This window comes from Ruoffia sp. FAM 26255 (genome assembly GCF_045528525.1).
Classification (GTDB): Bacteria; Bacillota; Bacilli; order Lactobacillales; family Aerococcaceae; genus Ruoffia; species Ruoffia tabacinasalis.
Genome location: NZ_JBGQQX010000033.1, coordinates 1 through 26855, shown reverse-complemented (window position 1 = coordinate 26855; position 26855 = coordinate 1). Strand labels below are relative to the sequence as shown.

General features: G+C 35.9%; 21 protein-coding genes, 1 pseudogene and 1 CRISPR repeat array. Of the genes and pseudogenes, 16 read left to right on the top strand and 6 right to left on the bottom strand.

Annotated features, from left to right (window positions below; translation table 11 throughout):
• Positions 1 to 250: 250 nt before the first annotated feature.
• A complete protein-coding gene (locus ACEN31_RS07495) occupies positions 251 to 556 on the bottom strand; it encodes a hypothetical protein (protein WP_407109064.1) in 306 nt (101 codons plus the stop codon).
• A 260-nt stretch (positions 557 to 816) separates the two neighbouring features.
• On the opposite strand from ACEN31_RS07495, the gene ACEN31_RS07490 reads away from it, so the two are divergent.
• Entirely contained in the window at positions 817 to 1764 is a 948-nt protein-coding gene (locus tag ACEN31_RS07490) for a hypothetical protein (protein ID WP_407109063.1), read from the top strand.
• A gap of 734 nt (positions 1765 to 2498) precedes the next feature.
• Here ACEN31_RS07490 and ACEN31_RS07485 read toward each other — a convergent pair.
• From ACEN31_RS07485 to ACEN31_RS07475, 3 genes are all read right to left on the bottom strand, one after another.
• Positions 2499 to 2732: a heavy-metal-associated domain-containing protein gene (locus tag ACEN31_RS07485; RefSeq protein WP_138405136.1), complete on the bottom strand. Its 234-nt coding sequence runs from the start codon at positions 2730 to 2732 to the stop codon at positions 2499 to 2501.
• Between the two features lie 80 nt (positions 2733 to 2812).
• Positions 2813 to 3106 carry an iron-sulfur cluster repair di-iron protein, ric gene (locus ACEN31_RS07480; protein WP_338487632.1) on the bottom strand — a complete coding sequence of 98 codons (294 nt, stop codon included), beginning with the start codon at positions 3104 to 3106 and terminating at the stop codon, positions 2813 to 2815.
• A gap of 21 nt (positions 3107 to 3127) precedes the next feature.
• On the bottom strand, positions 3128 to 5029 hold the full coding sequence (locus ACEN31_RS07475; RefSeq protein ID WP_407109062.1) for a heavy metal translocating P-type ATPase: 1902 nt from the start codon (positions 5027 to 5029) through the stop codon (positions 3128 to 3130).
• 152 nt (positions 5030 to 5181) lie between these two features.
• Between ACEN31_RS07475 and ACEN31_RS07470 the strand changes: the two genes are divergently transcribed.
• From ACEN31_RS07470 to ACEN31_RS07445, 6 genes are all read left to right on the top strand, one after another.
• On the top strand, positions 5182 to 5892 hold the full coding sequence (locus ACEN31_RS07470) for a Crp/Fnr family transcriptional regulator (protein ID WP_407094107.1): 711 nt from the start codon (positions 5182 to 5184) through the stop codon (positions 5890 to 5892).
• Positions 5893 to 5994: 102 nt separating this feature from the next.
• Complete coding sequence (locus ACEN31_RS07465; RefSeq protein ID WP_407109061.1) at positions 5995 to 7875, top strand: heavy metal translocating P-type ATPase; 1881 nt, start codon at positions 5995 to 5997, stop codon at positions 7873 to 7875.
• Positions 7876 to 7935: 60 nt separating this feature from the next.
• A complete protein-coding gene (locus tag ACEN31_RS07460) occupies positions 7936 to 8682 on the top strand; it encodes a threonine/serine exporter family protein (RefSeq protein WP_407109060.1) in 747 nt (248 codons plus the stop codon).
• A gap of 11 nt (positions 8683 to 8693) precedes the next feature.
• Positions 8694 to 9155, top strand: coding sequence for a threonine/serine exporter family protein (locus ACEN31_RS07455; RefSeq protein WP_407094109.1), 462 nt, complete (start codon positions 8694 to 8696; stop codon positions 9153 to 9155).
• Between the two features lie 827 nt (positions 9156 to 9982).
• Positions 9983 to 10375 carry a hypothetical protein gene (locus tag ACEN31_RS07450; protein ID WP_407109066.1) on the top strand — a complete coding sequence of 131 codons (393 nt, stop codon included), beginning with the start codon at positions 9983 to 9985 and terminating at the stop codon, positions 10373 to 10375.
• Positions 10372 to 11715 carry an FGGY family carbohydrate kinase gene (locus tag ACEN31_RS07445; RefSeq protein ID WP_407109059.1) on the top strand — a complete coding sequence of 448 codons (1344 nt, stop codon included), beginning with the start codon at positions 10372 to 10374 and terminating at the stop codon, positions 11713 to 11715. The genes ACEN31_RS07450 and ACEN31_RS07445 overlap by 4 nt, the downstream gene beginning before the upstream one ends.
• Before the next feature lie 115 nt (positions 11716 to 11830).
• On the opposite strand, the gene ACEN31_RS07440 is transcribed toward ACEN31_RS07445, so the two are convergent.
• Both ACEN31_RS07440 and ACEN31_RS07435 read right to left on the bottom strand, forming a co-directional pair.
• A complete protein-coding gene (locus ACEN31_RS07440) occupies positions 11831 to 12490 on the bottom strand; it encodes a TlpA family protein disulfide reductase (protein ID WP_407109058.1) in 660 nt (219 codons plus the stop codon).
• A gap of 8 nt (positions 12491 to 12498) precedes the next feature.
• Positions 12499 to 13164 carry a cytochrome c biogenesis CcdA family protein gene (locus tag ACEN31_RS07435; RefSeq protein WP_138405125.1) on the bottom strand — a complete coding sequence of 222 codons (666 nt, stop codon included), beginning with the start codon at positions 13162 to 13164 and terminating at the stop codon, positions 12499 to 12501.
• Between the two features lie 450 nt (positions 13165 to 13614).
• On the opposite strand from ACEN31_RS07435, the gene ACEN31_RS07430 reads away from it, so the two are divergent.
• The 9 genes and pseudogenes from ACEN31_RS07430 to ACEN31_RS07390 all read left to right on the top strand — a co-directional run bounded on the left by ACEN31_RS07430 (position 13615) and on the right by ACEN31_RS07390 (position 26682).
• Entirely contained in the window at positions 13615 to 13851 is a 237-nt protein-coding gene (locus tag ACEN31_RS07430; protein WP_407109057.1) for a helix-turn-helix domain-containing protein, read from the top strand.
• Between the two features lie 321 nt (positions 13852 to 14172).
• Positions 14173 to 18183: a type II CRISPR RNA-guided endonuclease Cas9 gene (gene cas9, locus ACEN31_RS07425; protein WP_407109065.1), complete on the top strand. Its 4011-nt coding sequence runs from the start codon at positions 14173 to 14175 to the stop codon at positions 18181 to 18183.
• On the top strand, positions 18183 to 19049 hold the full coding sequence (gene cas1 / locus ACEN31_RS07420; protein ID WP_407109056.1) for a type II CRISPR-associated endonuclease Cas1: 867 nt from the start codon (positions 18183 to 18185) through the stop codon (positions 19047 to 19049). The genes cas9 and cas1 overlap by 1 nt, the downstream gene beginning before the upstream one ends.
• Complete coding sequence (gene cas2, locus ACEN31_RS07415; RefSeq protein WP_407109055.1) at positions 19046 to 19390, top strand: CRISPR-associated endonuclease Cas2; 345 nt, start codon at positions 19046 to 19048, stop codon at positions 19388 to 19390. The genes cas1 and cas2 overlap by 4 nt, the downstream gene beginning before the upstream one ends.
• The gene (gene csn2, locus ACEN31_RS07410) at positions 19380 to 20045 is read left to right on the top strand and encodes a type II-A CRISPR-associated protein Csn2 (RefSeq protein WP_407109054.1); all 666 of its coding nucleotides are present in this window, start codon (positions 19380 to 19382) and stop codon (positions 20043 to 20045) included. The genes cas2 and csn2 overlap by 11 nt, the downstream gene beginning before the upstream one ends.
• 118 nt (positions 20046 to 20163) lie before the next feature.
• Positions 20164 to 22451: direct repeats of the CRISPR family, unit length 36 nt; unit sequence GTTTTAGAGCTATGTTGTATTGAATGATTCCAAAAC.
• A gap of 170 nt (positions 22452 to 22621) precedes the next feature.
• Entirely contained in the window at positions 22622 to 23791 is a 1170-nt protein-coding gene (locus ACEN31_RS07405; protein WP_407109053.1) for a nucleotide sugar dehydrogenase, read from the top strand.
• 160 nt (positions 23792 to 23951) lie between these two features.
• Positions 23952 to 24851, top strand: a pseudogene (locus tag ACEN31_RS07400) (SDR family oxidoreductase).
• A gap of 197 nt (positions 24852 to 25048) precedes the next feature.
• The gene (locus ACEN31_RS07395) at positions 25049 to 26287 is read left to right on the top strand and encodes a mechanosensitive ion channel (protein ID WP_407109052.1); all 1239 of its coding nucleotides are present in this window, start codon (positions 25049 to 25051) and stop codon (positions 26285 to 26287) included.
• A 221-nt stretch (positions 26288 to 26508) separates the two neighbouring features.
• Positions 26509 to 26682 carry a tautomerase family protein gene (locus ACEN31_RS07390; protein ID WP_338487665.1) on the top strand — a complete coding sequence of 58 codons (174 nt, stop codon included), beginning with the start codon at positions 26509 to 26511 and terminating at the stop codon, positions 26680 to 26682.
• The last annotated feature ends 173 nt before the right edge of the window (positions 26683 to 26855 follow it).

The following is a 26855-nucleotide window of genomic DNA, read 5'->3' as shown; positions in this document are numbered from 1 at the left end:
CTTCTAAATTTAAGGTAATATTTAATTGAGCCATAATAATCTTCCTTTCAATGTTTGTCTGTCAACTACATTGTACCAAAGAGATTATTATGGTTTTTTACTTTTACACAATTATATGGGCTTTATCTAAATTTGAATACATTAGAATTCCCGCATAAACTAGAACAGATTCAATTGAGTCGAACTTGTCTTTATAATGATGGATTAAGTTTTGATAGAAAACTGAATCTTCTTGTAAGAAGCAAAATAATTACTCATTCTGTAAAATAAAGGTCAGCGTTTCAAAACGGTCTTCGACAGGAATATCATTGTTTCCATTTGAGACGTTCGAAAATACAACAACTAAAGAATCATCAGAATCTTGATGGGGAATTTCTTCGAAGCGAGGGGCAACGGAAGGAATCTCATCAAGAGCGAAAACATCACTGGGTAAATTAAAGCGCTCGACATACTCTTGTTTGTCTTCACTTGAAAGGGAGTGAAAGAAGAGTACACTTGCTTCGTCGCTACTAGATTCAGTAAACTTGCCATCTTTAAATTTAAATGTTTGAGCCATATTATCACTTCCTTTCTTGGTTATATTAAGTTTAAACGTTAAAGTATTTTCTAGCGACAAAAGCGCTGTTATCTTTATATATATAGAAATTTTAATTTATTTCTTTTTTTCAGAAAAGCTGATATATCTGGTTTTACGCATAATGTTATAAAAAAATTTGTGTTCTAAGTTCAATTATTTTACATTTAGAAAGCGTTTGTATATAATGGCATTAAGTCAGACGAATGTTTCAAAAAGTTAATTCCTAAGGAGGATTCATTATGAAAAAATCATTACGTCAAATGTTGTTAGTGAGTTTAAGTGCTTCGTTATTAGTCAGTGTGGCGCCTTTAGCTTATGCTGAGGAAGTAAGTAGCGAAGAGGAAACGTCAGAAGTTGTTGAAGAATCGGCAGCAGAGGAATCAGTGGCGGAAGAATCTACTGAAGAAGCCGCAGATGTTGAAGCAAGTGATGTGCAAGTGGGGCTTGAAGAAGCTATCTCAATGTTAGAAGCTGAATACCCAAATGCAGAAGTTGAAGAAGTTGATGTAGAATACAATCGTGACGAGCAACTTTACAATATTACTGTAAATGCGTTTAATGCTGAAGAAGACATTGAATTAGAAGTTGTATGGCAAGACGGTGAAGTTGCAGAAAGTGGCTTCAATGAAGGCCTATTCGATTTCTTAGATGGCGACGATGCGGCTGAAGAAGCAACATCAGAAGTAGCTGACGAAGATGTGATGGACGGCGATGTTTCTGATGAAGCGGATATCGTTGAAAACGAAAGTGAAGCTGAACTGTCAGACGATTCTATTGTTGAAGACGCTGCAGAAGATGAGTCAGCAACTTCAGAAGAAGCACCGACTGAAGAAGAACGCCCAACATTAGATATGGAAAGCGTCATTACAATCGATGCAGCAACTGAATTAGCTTTAGGTGAAGTTGAAAACGGAGAAGCAATCAATTGGAATCTAAAAGCAGATGCGTCAGATTTCTGGGATTTCTTACAACCTGAAGAAGATCAAGAAGAAGGTCCTATCTGGACAGTAGAAGTTGAAGAACCAGAAGCGATGATGAGTGAAGAAGTGGTTATTGACGCTCTAGCTGGATCTATCATCGAAAGTCCTGAGCAAGAGGAATCTGAAGAGGCAGCTGAAGAGTCGGCCGATGAAGCAGAAGAGTCAGTTGAAGAGTCTGTAGAGTCAGAAGAATCTAGTGTAGAATAAAAATAATTAGTTATAGTTATTAATAAAAATGGAGCTTGGAAGCTGAGGGAACTCAGTTTCCAAGCTTTTTTGTTATTTAGAGCGGAACTCAAGCCAAATGGAGTAGCGGTTTGTCCTGAGTTGTGTGAACTCAAGTCAAATGGACTTGCGGTTTGTCCTGAGTTGTGTGAACTCAAGCCAAATGGAGTAGCGGTTTGTCTTTAGTTGTGTGAACTCAAGCCAAATGGAGTAGCGGTTTGTCCCGAGTTGTGTGAACTTAAGCCAAATGGATGTGCGGTTTGTCTTTAGTTGTGTGAACTCAAGCCAAATCGACTTGTGGTTCGTCCTGAGTTGTGTGAACTCAAGCCAAATGGAGTAGCGGTTTGTCTTTAGTTGTGTCAACTCAAGCCAAATGGATTACGGTTTGTCCTCAGTTGGGTCAACTCAAGCCAAATGGATGTGCGGTTTGTCCTGAGTTGTGTGAACTCAAGCCAAATGGATGTGCGGTTTGTCTTTAGTTGTGTGAACTCAAGCCAAATGGATGTGCGGTTTGTCCTGAGTTGTGTGAACTCAAGCCAAATGGATGTGCGGTTTGTCTTTAGTTGCTCGAACTCAAGTCAAATGGATGTGCGGTTTGTCCTGAGTTGTGTGAACTCAAGGCAAATGAACTAGCCATTTGGCACAAGTCACCACCCAAACCCTCTACAAACAAAAAAGCATCCGGAATCTAACTTTCCGGATGCTTTTTTTATGTCTTAAGCTGCTTTGACAACTGATTTAATAACTGGGTAGCCCATGTCTTCAATGGCTTTTTCAATATCTGAGATTTGTAGTGCTTGGTCATCGAATTTCACTTTAACTTTACTTGAATTGAATAGGACTTTCAGACTATCTTCGTCAACACCGTTAAGTGCTTTAACAGCTGCTTCAATTTTTTGTAGACATGATGGACATGAAAGAGTTTCTAGAGTAATAATTCCTTGTGACATAATACATTCTCCTTTTTCTTTTTTATTCTATATATAGTTTAAGCTATTTTGAATGAGGTGTCATTGACGGCGGTCAAGTTTTAACTTAAATAAAGTGAATCGGCTTCTTTTAACATGGTGTAAACTGCAGCATAGGTTTCGCAAACATCATCAGGAATTGTGTAGTTATCAGAAATTTCTCTAAGGGTTGTGAATTCTGTATTTAGATCCGGTTGTTCCTCTTCAGCGGCTTGAGTTTTGTCTTGAATACGAACATAGATATCGCGAACATCAAAGGCTTCAGGGTGATTCTTTCCGTGTGCACGTGTGATGGCTGTAGTGTATAAGTCTAATTTCTCTGCGTTTGTGTTGATATAATCATTAAATTTTGTCATTTTTTATCCTCTTTCTTTTTCTCATTTTGCTGTTTGAGCAGTATTTTGTTTTGATTCCATTTTATTTGATGAATCTTTAAGACGGTATCTTAATAAGCGCATTCCATTGAAAATAACAACTAAAATACTTGCTTCATGGACTAACATTCCAATCGACATATTCATCCAGTTACTAAAGAATAGACTCGCAACTAAGATGGCAACGACACCAATTGCAATGATAATATTTTGTGTCATATTCCGAGCAGTAGCGCGTGTTAAACCTAAAGCGTGTGGCAGGCGGTTGAAGTCTGAGTTCATTAGAACAACATCTGAAGTTTCGATCGCCACGTCGGTTCCGCTACCCATTGCAATTCCAATATCTGCTAAGGCAAGTGACGGGCTATCGTTTACACCATCTCCGACGAAAGCGACGATTTGACCTTGTTCTTGTAATTTCTTGATATGAGCTGATTTATCTTCAGGTAACATATGACCGTGCGCTTGAGTTAAACCAAGTTGTTTCGCCACTAAATCAACAGTACCTTGGTTGTCACCCGATAGCATGACTAAGTTTTTCACGCCGAAGTCTTTGAGTTTTTGTAGATCTTGTTTTACGCCTGGACGGATTTGGTCACGGATTCCCATGACGTATTTCACAACACCATCAACAGCTGTAATAACTATTGAGTTCCCATTTCTTTCAAGACGCTCAATATCCGCTTGCATCTTGCCAGTTAAAGAAATTTGTTCTTTCTCCATTAATGCAGGGTTTCCGACAGCGACACGTTTTTGGTTAATGTGAGCGACAATCCCGCCACCTTTAACAACATCAGTCTGGTCAACAGGTAAGAATGATACTGAGCCAATATCATTTAAAATGGCTTTAGCTAACGGGTGATCTGATTCATTTTCCACACTTGCTAAGTAACGTAGAGTTAAATCGTCGTCATCCCCGTAACTCAATCGTTCAGCGACTTCAGGATTTCCTACTGTGAGTGTTCCAGTTTTGTCAAAAACAATAGTATCAACGCGGCTGAAGTCGTGAATGACTTCGCTCCCTTTTAATAAGATACCGTTACGCGCGCCGTTCCCAATTCCAGCAACATTTGACACAGGTACTCCAATGACTAAGGCACCTGGACAACCAAGAACTAGAATTGTGATGGCTAACTCAATATTTCGTGTGAAAAACCAAACGATAACTGCCAGGAGTAATACAATCGGTGTGTAGTATTTTGAGAAGCGGTCGATAAAGCGTTCAGCTTCTGACTTAGAGTCTTGTGCTTCTTCAACCATTTCAATAATTTTACCGAAAGTTGTATCTTCTCCAACTTTATCTGCACGGATTTGAAGTGTCCCATTTTCTAACATCGTTCCGGCAAAGACTTTCGAATTGAGTTGCTTTGTCACGGGAACAGCTTCACCAGTAATACTTGCTTCATTAATGTGGCCTTCACCACTTAGAACTGTTCCATCAACAGGCACTTTAGCTCCAGTCTTTACGAGCAAAGTGTCGCCTTCATCAACTTCATCCACATCAACCATCTCAAACTCGCCGCTATCTGTTAAAAGTAAGGCGCTCTCTGGTGCCATATTGGTTAACTCTTTAATTGCTGAACGCGTTTGATTTAAAGTTCTTTGTTCTAAATACGATCCGAATAGGAATAGGAAAGTAACAATGGCTGATTCTTCATAGTTTTGAATTAAGAAGGCGCCAATAACCGCAATCGTAACAAGCACATCAATACTGACGACTTTTACCTTCAGGGCTTGATAGGCCTGAATAGCAATCGGTAGAACACCGAGAATTGAAGCAATAATGAAAGTAACATTGAATAATATGGCATTATTCAAGACAAAGTGACTAAAGAAACCAATCGCAATTAAAATTCCACTGAGTAAAGTAATGAGCTTTTTTTGACTCAAAATAAATCTTTGCATAGTTTTTTACCTCCAAGTAATATTTGTTTGCCTTACAAATACTAGTATAGAGGGGCTTGCAAAATAAAGAATTGACCGACATCAAGATTTCAAAAAGAATTAAGTGGTATACTATCTATAAAGAAAAGAGTATATATAGGAGGAAGCAAATTATGAGTCAACACCACCATTACCACCATGAACCCGGAAACCATGCAGCTTGCATTCGCCTCGTGCCGATTTTTAATCATTTAGAAGACGATGCGATGGATAAGATAGCAGAGCGAGCGACGACAAAAGTGTTTAAACGAAGTGATTATTTATTCCGAGCGCAAGAAAAAGACGATACCTTATATATAGTGAATCGAGGGAAAGTCCGAATCTTTCTATTATCTGAATCAGGAAAAGAACAACTAATTCGCATTCTACACCCCGGAGATTTCATGGGAGAGTGGACGATTTTTAACCCTGGCGGCGTCCACGAAGCCTATGCGCAAGCAACTCAAGACACTGTAGTCTGTACGATTGGTCAAGCAGATATCCAAGCGTTCTTAACTGACTATCCAACCATAACAATGAAACTACTCGCAGAAATGTCACAACGGCTTGAAAGTTCAGAAAGACAAACGGTTAAAGTGGCCGAAGACCAGGTCGGAAACCGATTGATAATGTTTCTAGCTGAAAATGTGGTAGGCCCAGCTTCAGAACAAATCATTGAGTTAGAAATGACGCGAAAAGATATCGCTTCATACTTAGGAACAACACCAGAAACAATCAGTCGAAAATTCAAGGAACTTGAACAAGCAGGGTTAATCGAACAATTAACGCCCAAGAAAATTAAAATAGTCGATGTAGATGAATTATTACTATATAGCGAACAATAAATTAATGGTCCAAACACCCTAAAAGACGACATTCTTAGGGTGTTTTAGTGTATAATAGATATAAGGTATAAAATTTTGTTATAAGAAATGGATGTGTTAAAAATGATGTCTTACATTTTAAAACAACGTGAAGGTCAATTTCTGTTAATCGGTACTATTTTACTAGTGTTAGGTTTTATTTCATTTACGAATCCAGTTTTAAGTCGCCTGTTCTTTTATGCAGCAATCTTTTTCTTAGGTTTCTTTGCGACCAAGGATGCGGTCATTGAAACTTTAAAAGATAAATCACCGAATGTCGATTTATTAATGGTACTCGCTGCTATTGGTGCTTTGTTGATTGGTTATGAATCTGAAGGAGCGATGCTCCTATTCATCTTCGCGGGTGCAGAATTCTTAGAAGATTTCGCAATGAATAAATCGACTAGAGCGATTGAGGAACTCATGGGGCAGGTGCCTGATACAGCCCAATTATTAAAGGAAAACGGCGATGTCGTTGAGGTGCCAACGTCTCAGTTAAGCGTTGGAGAAGTTGTTGTGGTAGCGAAAGGGGCTCAACTACCCATCGATGGCTACCTTGACCGAACAACAACTGTCAATGAAGCGGCTTTAACAGGGGAATCCTTACCAGTCGAGAAAGACAAAGGTGAAGAAGTCTTTGCGGGGACAATTAATGAAGGGAATTCTATCTACCTCACAGTCAGTAAAACAAGCAAAGAAACCGTCTTTTCAAATATTGTACGAATGGTTGAAGAAGCTCAAAGTCGTCCGTCGCAAATATCGCGGATTATTGACCGACTCGAATCAAAATATGTCATTGGTGTCTTGCTTGCAGTACCGGTATTTATCATATTATTAATGCTGATTGGATCAATGTCATTTCAGGATGCCTTTTATCGCGGGATGGTGCTACTCACAGTTGCCAGTCCGTGTGCATTAGTAGCCTCAGCCACACCAGCAACTTTATCGGCGATTAGTAATGGGGCTAAGAATAGGATTCTATTCAAAGGTGGGGCAGCGATGGAAGCCTTGAACACCATGGATATTTTACTTTCTGATAAAACGGGGACGTTAACGTTTGGAGAATTCAAAGTGGTGGACTATCAAGTGCCCGAACGGATTCTGAAAGAAGTCGTCTTTATGGAACAGACGTCTAGCCATCCGATAGCGGAAGCCATTAGTACATCATACAGCGATTTATCCCTCGATAGCGTGGACCAAAATGAAATGGTTGAAGAGATTGTTGCCGTCGGTATGCAAAAAGGCGATATTTTCGTAGGGAAACCGTCTTACTTTGACACATTTAATGATCCCAATGGTTACCGTAAGCAAATTGAACAAGGCTATACAACGATCTTCGTTGGTCAAGGGCAAGAGATTGTCGGCTACTTAGTACTAGCAGACCAAGTGCGCAGTGAAGCAAAATACGCTGTTAGACAATTTCAAAAAGAAGGAGTCGACGTACAACTTATTACCGGTGATAATCCCAAAGTGGCGAAACTGGTTTCAGACGAAGTCGGCATTAAATCATTCCAAGCATCCTGCTTACCCGAAGATAAGATCAAACGCGTGCAGATGGAACATCAAGCGGGCCACGTCGTTGGGGTGATTGGCGATGGTATTAATGATGCGCCAGCGCTTGCCGGAGCGGATATTGGTATTGCGATGGGTTCTGGTTCTTCTGTTGCTATGGAATCGGCTGACGTTGTCATTGTTAAGAATAACTTAGCCAAACTTTTCTATAGTTATGAACTTAGCGGGAAATTGAATCGCATCATTAAACAAAACATCCTCTTCTCAATTTCTGTGATTGTGATACTTGTCATATTAAATATCATTGGAATTCTTGACTTGCCGATGGGAGTCGTCTTTCACGAAGGCTCAACAATATTAGTCATTCTTAATGGTTTGCGACTATTGGTGGAAAAAGATACCCAAGAGAATACGCATCAGGAATCAGTGGAAGTGACATCTCTTAAAAATTAAAGCGAGTTCTAATGCAAGTATTGGATTTTATGTTATCCTTTGTACTAAGAGGTGATCTTGATGGATAATAAAAATTTACTGCTAAAAACAACCTTACTTGCAGGACGAATTATGATGGAATCGGGTTCAGAAGCCTATCGTGTAGAAGATACGATGCAAAGAATTGCAAAAAATAGTAAGAAATTCGACACGGAAAGTTACGTGACTGCGACTGGGATCTTTATGAGTATTAATGATGAGTCGACGTCTCAAATGACTCAAGCTCGCAATCGTTCAATAAATTTAGAGAAAATTGATGCGACGAATCGTTATTCACGTATGTATGCTGAAAGTGAGATTTCTTTAATTTATTTGTATAAAGCACTGCAATCAGTGGATTTACAAACACCCGAATTTAATAAATATTACCGAATGCTTGCAGCAGGTTTAGCAAGTTTATCTTTAATGCTTTTATTAGGCGGTGCATATAGTGACGTTTTAACGGCTTTTATTATCGGATCACTGGGTTACTTCACATCTAACCGTATTTATGTTCGAACAGAGATGAACTTCATCAATGATTTAATAGCATCTTTCTTAATTTCGATTACCTCAGTGCTATGTTACCGAATGGGGTTTGTCGCTAATTTGGACAGTTTAATTATCGGTTGTATTATGCCACTCGTTCCCGGTCTAGCTATCACTTCCGGAATGAGAGACTTATTCGAAGGGCATTTACTGACGGGTATGGTTCGTGTAGTTGAAGCAATTTTGATCTCTACGGTCATCGGTATTGGTATTGCGATGACTTTACAATGGTTTTCTTAAGGAGTTAGCGAATGACTGAATTTATTGAACAAATTATCTTTAGTTTTATAGCCAGTGTATCTTTTGGAATTATATTAAATGGTCCTCGAAGAGGGGTTTTCTTTGGGGGGATTGCTGGAACCTTAGGCTGGGTGAGCTTCTGGGCGATTAACCGTGCTATTGGCGATTTAGCGATTTCGAATTTTGTTGGATCCGTTGTGATTGGTTTGATCTGTATCGTCTTGTCTAGAAAATTACGACTACCAGTCATCACTTTAAACACACCAGCTATTGTGCCACTTGTTCCCGGAGGAGCTGCTTATATGGCTGTTCGCTCGGTCGTGGAAGAGAATTACATGGCCGGTATGAACTATGTGATGGACGTGTTATGGACTGCAGGTGCTATTGTACTTGGATTCATGGTCGTTAAATTAATTGAAAATGAAATCAAAGCCAGACGCCTTAAAAAACAAGAAAAATTGAAGAGTATATAATCAGAAACCTCACTAGAGTGAAATACTTTAGTGGGGTTTTTATTTTGACTTGGGTTTATCTTAGGATTATTTTATTATGCAATTAAATCCGGTTGAAAGAGGTAATGACAAGTCTTAGAAATAAGTTCCCCTTCTTAGTGGAAAATGACAGTTTATGAAAAACTTTACAGAACCCTTTGTAAGGCATACACTTTACTTAACGCAAAAATAATATGACTTTATAATAATTTGTTTGTAAAGATTGTTAGAATGATAGGTGAAAAATTAAAAAAGTTTAAATATAGAAATTAGAGAGAGTCGAATAATATATAAATCTCATACAACTAAATAATGTAGAGTTACAAATTGTGCAATTTTTATTTGAACATGAGAAACAGTTTGCCCCAAGTAAAGAAATTGCTCAAAAAGCTGACGTATTTAACAAGACAATTAGAAAATACATTTAATCATTGAATAATTTGTTAAAAGACTTTGGCGCAAGTATAGAAATGAAACTCAGAAAATGACCTTTGAAGATTCAGTTTTTCTCAGCGTTACTACCGACCGTGTACGCTTTGTGTTGAATGCTTTCTTTCAAAAAATCAATGAGTTAAACAAGGAAAGGAAATTAATGGTTTCGACATCAATCCTAATATGTCTGAGATATATTTGGATGACAAACTGACTTATATCGCTTGTATTCAGGAACTTTTAGTAGTAGAAAAGTAGAATATTGTCTTTCTACTATTACCAGCTAGAGAGCCTACTAATGCCACAATGAATGATTTAAAAGGAGTCTTCAAAAAAGCCGACATCGAGATTGATTTTTACCCAGAACTTGGAAGAGGATATTATTCAAAATAGTCCATAAGGGGATTGAATATGATATGATGCTAGTAATCGCAGAAGGATCAGAGCTTTTAAATACACAAAGACAGTTTGATTTTGACTTAAGTCAAGTCACACATAATTGGAGCTATGGATCGATTATTGAGTCTGCATTAATGGATAATATTCATGAAGAGTTAGCGAAAGATACACATCTCACACAATTTAATCAGAAAGTGCATGCCTCAGGCGAAGCAAAATGGATGGTTGGCGAAGCATTACAAGAAGAAGTGCCCACACCGGTTATTTCTTTATCACTAATGAAACGAAATGTGTCATTAACGGAGCTACCATTCTCAAACCAAGTCCTATCAGCCATGCGCTATAACTTTGGGGGGCATAAGGAATATTGAGCGAATATATAGCAAGTGTCGACATCGGTACAACGAATATCAAAATTAATTTATTTAATTCAGATTACCATGTTGTCGATATGGTGAAATACCCACATTTAAATATTAATCAAGACGACACGGTTTTTGAAATGGATTTTGAAGAAATCTGGGAAAATGTGTTGGATGGCATCAAACATTTAATTATCGTAAATGAAGTAGAGCAATTAGAAATCATCCTCACAACAGCCATGCATAGTGTTCAGTTAATCAATGAAGACGGTACCTTATCAGGGGCAGTCTTGACATGGGCAGACACTCGCGGAACTGAAATTATCGAGCAACAAAGTGAGGAAGCATTAACAAATCAGTACAACCGAACTGGAACTCCTATCCATAGTATGAATCCTTACTTTAAATTAATGAGTGTATATGAAAAAGGTAAGCGCATTGGATCTCTAAAAGATTTACTATTCTACCGATTAACAGGTGAATGGGTGATTGATATTAGTAATGCTTCAAGTAGTGGTTTATTGAACTTAGAATCGCTAACTTGGGATGCGGTATCCTTAGCCGACATTGGTTTAGAAACAAGTGAGCTACCGCGAATTGAAGCGGTGGATTACAATGCGAAAGCGATGGATGCGCTGTTTAATGCAGAGGTTTCGGTGACGATTGGGACAACGGACGGAATTTCTTCAAACTATGTCTTCAGTGACCTCGATGATGTTGCTGTCCTTTCAATTGGAACGAGTCATGCTGTTCGTGTCATTAATAAGCAACCGCAATTAAACTATCAATACCAAAACTTCGCTTATAATATTAAGGAAGGTCAATATTTAATTGGATTACCAAGTAATAACGGGGCCGATGTATTGTCTTGTACGAATAAAGTTTTCAATAGTAGTTTCGAAGAATTGAATCTAGTTGCAGCAAAACGTCCACATACGGAAAGTATATTTGTGCCATATCTAAACGGAGAGCGGGCGCCCATATGGAATGAAGCAGCAACGGGGAACTTATTTGATATCACTCGGGTGAGTTCAAGGGAATCGGTCCTCTACTCAATTATCCTTGGAATGATATTCAATATAAAACACAACGTTAGCGTCTTAGAAGAACTTACTGACTTTAAAGCAATCGGCTTAGTGGGCGGTGTGACAGAACTTGACGGATTCCCACAGTTGATTTCGGATATCTTAGGTTATAAATTATACATTCCAGTTATGAAAAATGCAGAAACGCTGGGCAGTATCGCAGTCGTTAAAGATATTGAACTACCGAGGGAGTACCGTATTGTCGAACCTCGATTTGGTCAAAGTTATGATGCGTTGTTTAAGAAGTACTTGGAGAAAGTGTAGAATTAAAAGAGAGTCGGGCTTTACTCACGCCAAACCGTGTATCCATTTGTCGCAAGTTGCCCCAACTCAACAAAAAACCATCTAGTCTAAACATCAGAGACTAGATGTTTTTTTATTATGATACTTTTGCGATAAGTTGCTTTAATTTAGCAGGCGAGACTTGGCCTCGCACGACTTCAATCACTTCGCCATCAGCATCTAACAAAGCCGTGAGAGGTAACATGTTCGCAGCGAATTCGATTTGATTGCTTGCGTTATTGTCGAAGTAAATCGGCATTGACAAGTTCATCTCATCAGCGAACTCTAAAGCTGCTTGTTTCGTTTCTGTTGGGCGGCTTTCTAAAGCATTTAACATTACAAAATTAATATCTGAACCATGTTCTTGATACGACGTTTCAAAGTGAGGCATCTCGTCACGACAAGGAGGGCACCATGAAGCCCAGATGTTTACAATAGTTGGTTTGCCAAGATTTTGTGAAAGTCGAATAATATCCCCATCACTATCAGCGTAAGTTGTTGATGGACCTTGCCAGACTAGCTGGCTTTCGCTCTCTGATTCAACAGACTCCTCAGAAACTTCAGAAACTGACGTAGAGTTGGTAGGTGCTTCCTCACTTTCGCTACTTGATTCAACTGATTCGACAGATTCGACAACTAAGTGTTCTTCGGTCAAATCCTCTGAGACAGCAGGACTGTCGAGGTTGCTTTGATAGATAATAAAAGCGACGGCAAACAGGGCAATAAACCCGATTAAATATAGATAGATTTTTTTCATAATTACTCCTAACTAAGATAAATTAAAGCCATTTCTAACCAACCGAACATCGTCGAAATCCCCATAACAATTAAAAATAAAGCGGACACAGTTTGAATGATTCGGTAATGTTGTTTGATCCACGTGAGTACGTGGTTCATTTCGTTAAGTAATAAAGCACTCAAGATAAAAGGAATGCCTAAGCCAAAAGAAAAACTCAATAATAAGGTCACTGACTCAAGGTAAGAGCTAGAGGTTGCGGCATACGAGAGGGCACTAGCTAGAAAAGTCCCGACACAAGGTGTCCAAGTAAGTGAGAAAATCATACCAAACACAAAAGAGTTCGATTGTTTTAAGGAACTGCCAGGCATAATATTCAATCGATTCATAACTGGGTTCCCAAACAGATAATCAATTCCAAGGAGTATCATAAACGACCCCGCAATAAAATGAATCAGTGTGCGATTAATTAGTACAAACCGCCCGATTGTTGTGACGAATATGCCCATTAGTATAAAGACAATCGTGAAACCTAGGACAAAAAAGATAGCTTGAAGTAGAAGAGACGTTTTTTGCTTGTCAGAATCTTTGTCTGTCTGGCCGGTTAAGTAGGCGATATAGATTGGAAGCATCGGCAGTAAACACGGTGAGATAAAGGTAAGAACACCTTCAACCCCTAGTAATAAATGTTGCACTCAATCGAACTCCTTTCTAAAGTAACAATTACATTCATATAAATATTAGCACAGCTCTACGGGAAAATTAAGAAGAATACGTGTTTAATTGGTTAAGAAAGTCAGAAGATGAAGACATCAAAAAAATGATCCAAAGTACAGAAAACCAACTTGGAGCTGTTTTGTAAGTTTATTTCGTTCCTATTTATTATCTGTTAGTATATGCTAACTTGGCAAAGATTAGGTTTGAAAAATCATAGTGTAATAATCTGTTGAAGCTTTGCTAGAGCGAGTGGAAAATAAGTCCGCATTGCAGTAATACTATGAAAATTAGTGAAAAGAAATTGTTTTATAGTTATGTTTCTTTGGATGATTAAAAGGTATTTTAAAGATACCTTTTTTTAATTTGAATTATGAATATTAGGAAAAGAAATTCGGTATCAATAATATGAGTTTACGAGGGGGATTCTGATGAAAAGAAATAAATATAATAATAAAACAAAGTTATTTATCATAAAAAGAATTGAAAAAGGAGAAAATATAAATGATATTGCAAATGAATTTGATAGAAGTGTTTCTACAATAAATAAATGGATAAAAGAGAGACAGCTAATAAGGGAAAAAAATAAACAAAAATTGAAAGTAATTATAGGGGGTATGATATTTATTTTTCTTTACTTTTATATAATGTTTCATAAAAAACAATAATCATAATGAAAATTTATAGCTTATGTTGTAAAATGATATGTAGGCAATATATTAAGAAAATAATATATTAGAATTAACCTGTCTTGAACGCTTGATTGTATAGAATTTTAGTGAAAGATAAAACTAAATTTATAAATAAGCACAAAAAAAGCGCCGAGACAGCGCTACTCCTAGAAGTTGATTACGGACTAAGCCTTATTTTAACTTGCTATGTTGTATTGAATGATACCAACAACATCATTATAACAAATAATATTAGTTTTGCAACCCTGTGTTGAATGCATTATTCATTAAGTGTCTTATATACCTAAGGAGGTAAGGATGAAGAATTATAGTATTGGTTTAGATATTGGTACAAATTCAGTTGGATGGGCAGTTATGTCAGATGATTTAAAATTAATAAGAAAAAGAATGAAAATTAATGGTAATACGAAAAAAAAGCATATTAAAAAGAACTTTTGGGGAGTGCGACTTTTTGATGCTGGTGAGACAGCTGAAGCAAGACGATTAAAAAGAACAACAAGAAGAAGATATACTAGAAGACGACAACGGATAAAGTATCTTCAAGATATGTTTCAATTGGAGATGGACCAAGTTGATCCAAATTTCTTTCATAGGTTAAATGATAGCTTTTATGTAGAGGATGATAAAACTTATAGTAAGTATCCAATTTTTGGGAGTGTAGAAGAAGAGGTAAAGTATCATAAGGATTATCCAACAATTTATCATTTACGAAAGTCGTTAGCTGATTCTAAAGAAAAAGAAGATTTACGTTTAATATATTTAGCACTTGCTCATATAATCAAATTCAGGGGACATTTTTTAATAGAAGGTGAATTGAATTCCGAAAATACATCTATATCGCGTGCATTTTCAGAATTCCTTGATATATACAATGAAACTTTTAGTAAAGGGATTGAATACTTAGAAGCTGACGAAGAAATTGTTGAAGAGTTTCTACATGATAATGTATCTCGAACTAGAAAATTTGAACGTGTTCTACAATTATTTAGCGGAGAAAAATCAAACGGTCTATTTGCTCAATATTTAAAATTAATTGTGGGGAATTTAGGTAATTTTAAAAAGCCGTTTAATTTAGAAGAAGACGCAAAATTACAATTTTCAAAAGAGACATTCGAAGAAGACTTAGAACAATTAATAGGTGTGGTAGACGAGAGTTATTTGGATGTCTTCTTGGCAGCAAAAAATGTTTATGATTCTATAGAATTAGCTGGAATCATAAGTGATAGCCATATTCCCACTCGAGCAAAGCTATCGAACAAAATGATCGAATTCTATGAAGAACATGAGAATGATTTGGCTACGCTAAAAAAATTTATTAGGGAGAAAGCCCCTAGTTTATATTACGATTTATTTAATGATTCTAATAAAAATGGTTATGCAGGATATATTGACGGAAGTACAACTCAAGGTGATTTCTATAAATATATGAAGAGTAAGCTGAATAAGGTTGATGGGTCAGCATACTTTATCGATAAAATTGACAGAGAATTATTTTTACGAAAGCAACGTTCGTTTTATAATGGAGTTATACCACATCAAATTCATTTACATGAGTTAAGAGCTATTATTCAAAAACAAAGCCATTTTTATCCATTTTTATCAGAGCTAGAAGAAAAAATAGTGGAACTATTCAAATTCAAAATTCCATATTATGTAGGACCATTAGCTAGAGGTAATAGTGAATTTGCTTGGTTAACGAGAAAAAATAATGAAAAAATTACACCTTGGAATTTTGATGAGGTTATTGATCGTGATACCTCTGCAATAAATTTTATTGAACGAATGACAAACTACGACACATATTTACCTACTGAAAAGGTATTGCCGAAACGTAGTTTGCTGTATCAAAAGTATATGATTTTTAATGAACTGACGAAAGTGACATATACAGACGATCGAGGAACGACGCATAATTTTTCTGGTCATGAAAAGCTAGATATTTTTAATAGCTTATTTAAAGCAAATAATAGAGTGACAAGTAAAAAGTTGATTGAGTTCCTACGTAACAGTTACCACATTGAATCAGCTCAATTAAAAGGTATTGAAGATAGTTTTAATACGTCATATTCTACCTATAGAGATTTGAGAAAAATTGAAGGGATGAGTAAATTACTTGATACCCCAGATAATGATCACATGTTTGAAGATATTGTTAAGATACTGACAGTATTTGAAGACCGAAAAATGCGTAAAACACAATTAAATAAATATAATGACGTACTTTCGGATAAACAAATCAATCAATTATCACGTAAACACTACACAGGGTGGGGGAGACTTTCTGCAAAACTTATTAACGGGATCAGAGATATAGAAACGAATAAAACAATTTTAGATTATTTAATTGAAGATGATGGACCGAAAAGAAATATTAACCGTAATTTTATGCAGTTGATAAATGATGAACTGCTATCATTTAAGCCTAAAATAAGTGAAGCTCAAGCCGTTGATCAAAATGAACAATTAGCGGATGTTGTTAGTGAGTTACCGGGGAGTCCTGCAATTAAAAAAGGCATACTGCAAAGTCTTAAGATTGTAAATGAGATAGTTGAAATAATGGGCTATCAACCTGATAGTATTGTGGTTGAAATGGCTAGGGAAAACCAAACAACTTCACAAGGACGTAATCAATCAATACCAAGATACACTAGGTTAGAGAAAGCAATCAAAGAATTAGGTAGTAAAATATTAAGTGAAGAGCCTACGAATAACCAGGAGATTCAAAAAGAAAGACTATATCTTTACTACTTACAAAATGGGAAAGATATGTATACAAACAGAGATTTAGATCTTCATAATCTCTCAAATTATGATATTGATCACATTATTCCGCAAAGCATTACAACAGATAATTCTATTAACAATAAGGTGCTAGTAAGTTCAGCGGGTAACCGAGGTCATAAAGCGGATGATGTTCCAAGTGAAGACGTAGTGAAAAAAATGAAGACTTTTTGGGAATCATTACATAAAGCTGGCCTAATGAGTGAACGTAAATTTCAAAACTTGACTAAAGCGGAACGTGGAGGTTTGTCAGAAAATGAAAAGGCAAGGTTCTTAAACCGTCAGTTAGTAGAAACGCGTCAAATTACAAAACATGTAGCTAATATTTTGGATAGTCACTTTAACACAGAGCAAGATGACCAAGGTAAAACTATTAGAGATGTAAAAATTATTACATTGAAATCTAGTTTAACTAGTCAATTACGAAAAGAATTTGGAATTCATAAAGTAAGATCTATAAATGATTATCATCACGCACATGATGCATACTTAAATACAGTTGTTGCTAATAAATTACTAAAAGTGTATCCACAGCTTGCACCAGAGTTTGTCTATGGTGATTATCCTCATTATGATTCATTTAAAGAGAATAGAGCAACAGCTAGAAAGCAAAAGATGACGAATATCATGAAGTTTTTTGCGAGTGAAGATATTAGAGTTTCTGAAGAGGGAGAAGTTGTTTGGGATGTTCAACGCGATATTCGGACAATAAAAAATACACTGAGTTCGAAACAAATAAATATTGTTAAGAAAACTGAAGTTCAATCAGGAGGATTCTCAAAAGAATCTATCCAACCCAGAGGGGATTCAGATAAACTTATAGCTAGAAAAAATAATTGGGACCCGGTCAAATACGGTGGATTTAATAGTCCAGTCATAGCTTACTCGGTCGCTATCACTCATGAAAAAGGAAAGAAAGCAAAGGTTACAAAAGCATTAGTTGGTATTTCGATTATGGAACAAAAACGATTTGAGCGAGATTCAATTAGTTTTCTAGAAGAAAAAGGTTATATTAACCCGAACGTATTAATGAAACTACCAAAATACACTTTATATGAGTTTGAAAATGGACGGCGCCGGATGATTGCAAGTGCTTCCGAAGCACAAAAAGCCAATCAGATGGTACTCTCTAATCATTTAGTCGAGTTATTGTATCATGCAGAGCGCTATGATGAGATTAATTTTCCAAAAAGTTTCAAATTTGTTAATGAGAATGTAGAAAAGTTTGCGGAAGTGCTTAAAGAAGTTGAAATGTTTGCAAAGAAAAATACTTTAGCAGATAAAAACTTAGAGAATATATGCAAAATTTATGAAGAAAATACTAAAAATGATACTGCAGAACTTGCAAGTTCCTTTATTGAATTGTTGACCTTCAATGAGCCAGGTGCTCCATCAGACTTTAATTTTCTTGGTAAAAAGATACCGAGAAAACGCTACACATCACTTTCAGAATTATGGGACGCGACTATTGTTCATCAGTCGATTACTGGATTGCACGAGACAAGAGTAAGATTTGAGGTGGAGTAATGGGCTGGCGCACAGTGATAGTCAATACACATTCAAAACTATCTTATAAGAATAATCATTTGGTTTTTAAGAGCTCTCGAGCAAATGAAAATATTCATTTGTCTGAAATAGATGTCTTATTACTTGAAACGACGGATATTACAATTACCACTATGTTAATGAAAAGACTTGTTGATGAGAATATATTAGTCATCTTTTGTGATGACAAACGGTTACCGTCAAGTATGGTTCATGCTTATTACGGTCGACATGACAGTAGCTTACAACTGAATAAACAATTAGATTGGAATGAAGAGTCTAAATCAACTATTTGGACTCATATAATATCTCAGAAAATATTAAATCAAGCACAATTTTTGGATTATATGACTTTTACAGAGAAATCCAATAGCTTGATACAGCTTCACAGCACATTAAAGCCTTTTGATCCGTCCAATCGAGAGGGGCATTCGGCACGCATTTACTTTAATACTTTATTTGGGAATGATTTTTCAAGACAATTAGATAATGATATCAATGCTGGTCTTGACTATGGTTATACATTGCTAATGAGTATGTTTGCTAGGGAAATTGTGAGGTCAGGCTGTATGACTCAGTTTGGGTTAAAACGTTCGAATCAGTTTAATGATTTTAATCTTGCAAGTGATTTTATGGAGCCATTTCGTATATTAGTGGATCAAATTGTTTACAGAAGTAAGAATAAACCATTTTATGGCATTAAGCGTGATTTATTAGATATCTTCACAACGAGCTATGGTTACAATAATAAAAATATGTTCCTGACCAATATTGTTTCTGATTATACCCGTAAATTAATTAAAGTAATGAACGGAGAAAGTGAAAAGGTTCCTGAATTTAGGATATGAGTTATAGATATATGAGAATGCTTTTGATGTTTGACATGCCCACCGATACTGTAGCTGACCGCAGAGCGTATAGGAAATTTCGAAAATTTATTATCAGTGAAGGTTTCATAATGCATCAATATTCTGTGTATAGTAAGATTTTATTAAACAGTACAGCTAAAAATGCTATGATTGAACGTTTAAGAGCAAAAACGCCCAAAAAAGGGTTAATAACACTACTAAGTGTCACTGAAAAACAATTTTCAAGAATGGAATACTTAAGCGGAGAATTGAATGATAGTGCCGGGAACACAGATTCAAGACTGATTTTTTTAGGTGGTGATGAAGAAGATGATGCTTAATTTTAAGTTATTGGATGAACCGATAAGGATTCGTAAAATGACTACACTTATTATAGAAGACGTATCTGTATTTACAAATTTAGTAGAGTTGTTTTATCGATATAATGAAGAAAGTGAATTGAAAGTTTTTGACAAAAAATTCAAGACAATTAAGGATTCTGAATTATTGATTGTGACTGATATTTTAGGCTATAACATTAATTCAACTTCGCTCTTAAAACTAGTTTATGCTGATCTGGAAGATCAATTGAACGAGAAACCAGAGGTTAGAACTATGATTGATAAATTAACTTCGACAATTAGTGATTTAATTGAATATGAACTTATAGATCATGAGTTAGATTTGGAAAGTGCTGATATCACAGTGCAACAATTATTTAAAGCATTAGGAGTTCGGATTGAAGTTGATAATGATACTATCTTTGAAAAAGTAATCGAGATCATTAAAGTATTTAAGTACTTAACAAGAAAAAAGTTACTAGTCTTTATTAATGCTTGTTCTTACTTAAAGCCTGAAGAACTATTAGAATTGAGAGAATACATTTCTTTATACAATGCAAAAGTATTATTTTTAGAACCTAGAAAAGTACCTAATATAAATCAGTATATACTTGATAATGACTACTTTCTTATGGAGGAAAATGGTATAATATAGGTAATAGTAACAGTTCTTTGAAAACTTATAAAATGAAAAATAACGATCATTCAAGACTGAAGTTTTGCTATGAACAAGTAGCGCGATTACGAAATTTTGTTAGAATTTTTTCTACGAGGTTTTAGAGCTATGTTGTATTGAATGATTCCAAAACAAAGTTGTTGGCGAAAAAAATATTCATATGAGTTTTAGAGCTATGTTGTATTGAATGATTCCAAAACAACTTCCAGAAGCAATACAACAAGGAAACAGTTTTAGAGCTATGTTGTATTGAATGATTCCAAAACTACATTGTACCGGCTGCAATTTTGACATGAGTTTTAGAGCTATGTTGTATTGAATGATTCCAAAACTGGAAGCAAGATTATCAGCTTTAGAAACACGTTTTAGAGCTATGTTGTATTGAATGATTCCAAAACATTCTTTCCATTATCCGTCATTTTTAGATAGTTTTAGAGCTATGTTGTATTGAATGATTCCAAAACTTTGCTGTAACCCATATTTAGCCTTGTGTGTGTTTTAGAGCTATGTTGTATTGAATGATTCCAAAACCCCCGAGTGCATGAACGCTAGTCCACCTGTAGTTTTAGAGCTATGTTGTATTGAATGATTCCAAAACGATATAAACGCAAGCACACAAACAAACCCGGTTTTAGAGCTATGTTGTATTGAATGATTCCAAAACTAGTTTCTTCAAACGAACTGTCTCCTGTGTGTTTTAGAGCTATGTTGTATTGAATGATTCCAAAACAAAAAGCAACAAAGTTAGATAAAGCGAACTGTTTTAGAGCTATGTTGTATTGAATGATTCCAAAACGAACAAATTGTGATAGGTCTACACGTGTGTAGTTTTAGAGCTATGTTGTATTGAATGATTCCAAAACGAACAAATTGTGATAGGTCTACACGTGTGTAGTTTTAGAGCTATGTTGTATTGAATGATTCCAAAACAGATGAACCTAAGTTATTCATTAAGGGGGTGTTTTAGAGCTATGTTGTATTGAATGATTCCAAAACTGGTACGAGTTAATGACAATTGGTATCAACGTTTTAGAGCTATGTTGTATTGAATGATTCCAAAACGTTAATTCGTCAGCTACCTTTTGTTGAGTAGTTTTAGAGCTATGTTGTATTGAATGATTCCAAAACGATTGCCCCGAATAGAAACGATCATCGTCTGTTTTAGAGCTATGTTGTATTGAATGATTCCAAAACTGAGCGTCCCTGTCACTCACCATGTACCATGTTTTAGAGCTATGTTGTATTGAATGATTCCAAAACCGTAAACTAGATCGAGTTCTAGCTCTTTGAGTTTTAGAGCTATGTTGTATTGAATGATTCCAAAACTAAAGTCATCTAATACCTTACCTGACATATGTTTTAGAGCTATGTTGTATTGAATGATTCCAAAACCTGGGGTGGTTACATATCCAATTACATTACGTTTTAGAGCTATGTTGTATTGAATGATTCCAAAACCAAACAAGCAATTAAAACGTACCGTAACGGGTTTTAGAGCTATGTTGTATTGAATGATTCCAAAACAAGCCAAAAAACAACCAAACTTAACGTATAGTTTTAGAGCTATGTTGTATTGAATGATTCCAAAACTATCGTCACTATGGTTCATTGGTTGTTGTGGTTTTAGAGCTATGTTGTATTGAATGATTCCAAAACTATTATTTGTGCGTCTTGCCCAAACTTCACAGTTTTAGAGCTATGTTGTATTGAATGATTCCAAAACAAATATATTTCTAAGTTATATGTTCTCAATGGTTTTAGAGCTATGTTGTATTGAATGATTCCAAAACTCTGTTTCCAGTTTCAGCGCCTATGCGTTAGTTTTAGAGCTATGTTGTATTGAATGATTCCAAAACTAAATCCATAATATTTCCGTTCCTAGTTCCGTTTTAGAGCTATGTTGTATTGAATGATTCCAAAACCGCTTTCGCTGATGAGTATATCGCCAATAAGTTTTAGAGCTATGTTGTATTGAATGATTCCAAAACAAAGAATTGACCAAAGCGGGATATGTGACAGTTTTAGAGCTATGTTGTATTGAATGATTCCAAAACTTTTCGTCAAGTACCGTTGTGTTGTAACAAGTTTTAGAGCTATGTTGTATTGAATGATTCCAAAACCTGCCGGTATGCCAGCCACCACAACCCCTGAGTTTTAGAGCTATGTTGTATTGAATGATTCCAAAACCTAAAATATCACCGTGGTGGATATCTAGTGGTTTTAGAGCTATGTTGTATTGAATGATTCCAAAACAGAATGTACAATGTACAAGACAATAAGCGTGTTTTAGAGCTATGTTGTATTGAATGATTCCAAAACAATTTAAAGGAGATAAATATTCTTATGCTGGTTTTAGAGCTATGTTGTATTGAATGGTTTTTTATAAAATACTAGAAGTCTTGTTAATCTACTGATTTCTAGTGTTTTTTGTCTTACTTCTATTTTCTTTCCTTTACCTCTCAAAGAATATTTTCCCAAACTCATTCACTATCTGTTATAATAATCACGTATCTAAACAGAATTTAACTATATATAATCAACAAGGAGAACGAAACATGAATATAACAGTAGTGGGATTAGGTTACGTTGGACTTTCAAATGCGATTTTACTAGCACAACACAACAACGTTCGAGCATTAGAAATCGTCCAAGAAAAAGTTGACTTAATTAACCAAGGTAAGTCACCCATCTCTGATGAAGAAATTCAAAAATACTTATCTAGTAAAGATTTAACGCTTGAAGCAACCTCAGATAAAGAATATGGCTATGGTCATGAGCCTGAATTTGTCGTTGTCGCAGCACCGACAGATTATGATGATGTGAAGGATCATTTCAATACGGTTGCTTTAGAAAGTGTCATTAAAGACGCACTAGAGTATGCACCAAATGCAACAATTATTATTAAATCAACCATCCCAGTAGGATATACACGTCGTATAAATAAACAATTCAAGACGGATAATATTATTTTCTCACCAGAATTTTTACGTGAAGGGAAAGCTCTTCTAGATAATTTATACCCATCAAGAATTATCGTTGGGGAAAAATCTGAACGTGGGCAAACTTTTGCGAATTTGATGTTAGAAGGTGCTATTGCTGACGATGTTAAAGTCTTATTGATGGACGCAACTGAAGCGGAAGCAGTGAAATTATTCTCGAATACTTATTTAGCGTTACGTGTGTCATATTTTAATGAGTTGGACACTTATGCGGAAACTAAAGGATTGAATACTAAAGCAATTATTGATGGGGTAAGTTTAGATCCTCGAATTGGTGATTACTACAACAATCCCTCTTTTGGTTACGGTGGTTATTGTTTACCAAAAGACACAAAGCAATTATTAGCAAACTACAAAGATGTACCAAATAATTTAATACGTGCAATCGTTGATTCGAATGCAACTCGTAAAGGCTTTGTAGCGAATCAAGTTCTAGCAAAAGAGCCTAAAGTTGTTGGGATTTATCGTTTAGCTATGAAGACAGATTCGGATAACTTCCGTCAGGCTGCGATTTTCGATATTATGAGAGAAATGCGTGCTGAAGGGGTTGAAGTGATTATTTACGAACCGAGCTTAAATGCTGTCTCTTTTGAAGGGTATCGAGTCCTTAGTGATATTAATGAATTTAATCTAACTTCTGATGTGATTTTAGCGAATCGCATTTCTGAAGAAATTGAAGAAGTACGTGAGAAAGTTTATACAAGAGATATTTATAACGAAAATTAATTTTGATTTAGCCATTCATTTCAATAAGAAGTGAATGGCTTTTATTTATGTAAAGCTCATACCATGAGTTTCACTTATTATATAGTAGTAAGCAGATGTTTAACGGACAAGAATTCATCATGTTATTATTAAATTATCTTAGCAAAGGGAGGACAATATAATGACACACAACAATGAAGATCCGAGAAAAAAATATTATACAGACGGTTTCTCAGAGAAAAATGAAGATGTCGCAAAGTCACCAGCGCTACAAAAGGATATGAAACCTGTTCCTGATTGTGGGGAAGAGTCATATAAAGGTAATGGGCGTTTAGAAGGACGTCATGCGTTAATTACTGGTGCAGACTCTGGAATAGGTCGGGCAGCGGCAATTGCTTTTGCGCGTGAAGGTGCAGACGTTGCGTTTCAGTATTTTCCAGGAGAAGAACCAGACGCAGAAGAGGTTCGCGAATTAATTGAAGCAGAAGGACGAAAAGCGCTATTAATTCCAGGCGACTTACGTGAAGATGGCGTAGCAACAGAATTAATCAACAAAACTGTCGAAGAATTCGGTGAGATTGATATCTTAGTACTGAACTCTGCTCAACAAATCGCTCATGAAAAATTGAGTGACTTATCAATGAAACAAGTGAATGATACATTCAAAGTTAATATTATTAGTATGTTTGAAGCGGTTAAGGCTGCCGAGAACCACCTGAAAGCTGGAAGCTCAATTATAACAACAACTTCTGTTCAAGCATCAAACCCATCAGCATCTCTATTAGACTATGCCGCAACAAAAGGTTCTATTTCTAACTTTACAGTTGGAATGTCTAAGTATTTTGGAGAAAAAGGAGTGCGTGTGAATTCAGTGGCACCAGGACCAATTTGAACGCCGCTTCAGTTAGATGACGGAAAACTTGAAGGAGACTTAGAAACATTTGGTCAAACTGAAACACTTGAACGTGCAGGACAGCCAGTTGAATTAGCACCGGTTTATGTCTTTTTAGCTTCAGAAGAAGCGAGTTATGTCACAGGTCAAATCTATGGTGTGACAGGTGGTCAAGACATTAGTCTATAAACGAATCTATATATAAGTTAAATGTAATATATTGCCCTGGATAACTAAAGTTACTTTGTTATATTTATATAACGAAGTAGCTTTTTTTGTTTGTAACACAATGAAAACTTATCATTGCAAGAAGTATATCATTTTACAATATGATGCCAGATGATATACTAGTAATATAAATTAGAAAAATTTTAGGAGGAAATTATATGGATTTTTCATCATTCTTTGCGACACTTGGCGCAATGTTACCAGGAATTATCGGAGCACTATTACTATTAATTTTAGCTCTAATTCTTGCTTGGGGACTAAAACGTCTAACAATTAAAGGACTAGAAAAGGTTGGTTTTAACCGCCGTACACAATCATGGGGCATGGCTAAGACAGAAGAGGAAGGTCAGCAATATACTGAAACGGTTGGATCAATCGTTTACTTTGCGACATTGTTATTCTTCTTACCTGGAATTTTAAACGGTTTAAATGTGGGTGGCGTTATGGACCCAATCGTGAACATGTTTAATAAATTCTTTAGCTATATTCCGAACATTTTAACAGCGATTGTTATTATAGTCGTTGGTGCTTACTTCTGTAAGTTCGTTAAAAAGCTTGTTCGTAACTTATTATTAGGTTTAAACATTGATAAATGGTATGCAAAACTAACTGGTAGTACAACAGGTGCTGACGTCAATGAAGGTCAGATTGCTGAAGTACTTGCGACAGTTGTTTATGTATTAATCTTTATCCCAATTTTAACTGTAGCACTTGAAACATTAGGTATTCAATCAATTTCAGAACCGATTATAGCAGTATTAAATCAAATCTTAAGTGCTATTCCTAATATCATTACAGCTGCTGTATTACTAATTATTGGTGGTGTTGTAGCGAAATTATTAGGTGACTTAATTGAAAACTTACTAGCAACAACAGGTGTTGATAAATACTCACGTTATTTAAACTTCCGTTCAGAAGTTTCTGACGTTAAAATTTCAAACATTACAGCAGCAGTTGTTAAAGGTGTGTTGATGTTATTCTTCTTAGTTGAAGCAATTTCTGTATTAAACTTAGAAGTTCTTAATACCATTGGTGCAGCAATCATTGCTTACATCCCATTAGTATTAAGTGCGATTATCATCTTAGCAGTTGCATTAATCGGTGGAAACATCTTAGCTAACTTTATTTCAAAAGCAACTGGTAACAAGTTATTTGGTGAAGTCATCCGTTACGCGATTATCATTTTAGGAGCATTCATGATCTTAGAACAATTACATATCGCTCAAACAATTGTTAATGCTGGATTCATTATTATCCTTGGTGCAGCTGGTCTAGCAGTAGCGTTAGCCTTTGGTTTAGGTGGACGCGACTTTGCAGCTCGCCAATTAAACAAAGCGGATAAAGCCATTGACGAAGAGATTGACAAAGCTGAAGATAATAACAACCATACAATCTAATATTTTAAAAAGAAGTCGGCTAATCTTTAGTCGGCTTCTATTTTTGCGCAAAATAGGGTAGCAGGGTGTTTAACTGGAGGAATATAAACAAATTGTTCCGGCTGAGTCGGTTAACTGGAACAATCCAAAAGAATTCCTCCAGCTAAACTAACTAAAGTTAACTTTTGGCATCCCTATCCCAAAAGAGTATAATAAACTAAAACAACAATGGAGGGATTAGAATGCCTTTTGTACGAATTCAATCTAAAGAAGGACGCACACCAGAACAGAAAGAAACTTTAGCAAAAGCAATCATTGAATCGATGATTGAGCAAGGCTATGCGAATAAGGAAGCGATTAGCGTCATCTTTGAAGATATGGCTAAAGAAGACTTTTACAGTGGAAAAGACTACTAAAGACACAAATGCCCCTTGAGAACCTCAGGTCTCAAGGGGTATTTTATGCATGTGCGCCCGGCATGGGCGATAACTTGGTGGTGAAAGTCCACTACAGACTTGGCAGTAGGAACTGTTAGCTAAAGGCAAGGGTGTCCACCGTGAGGTGGAATCTGAAGGAAGCCGGAGGCAAA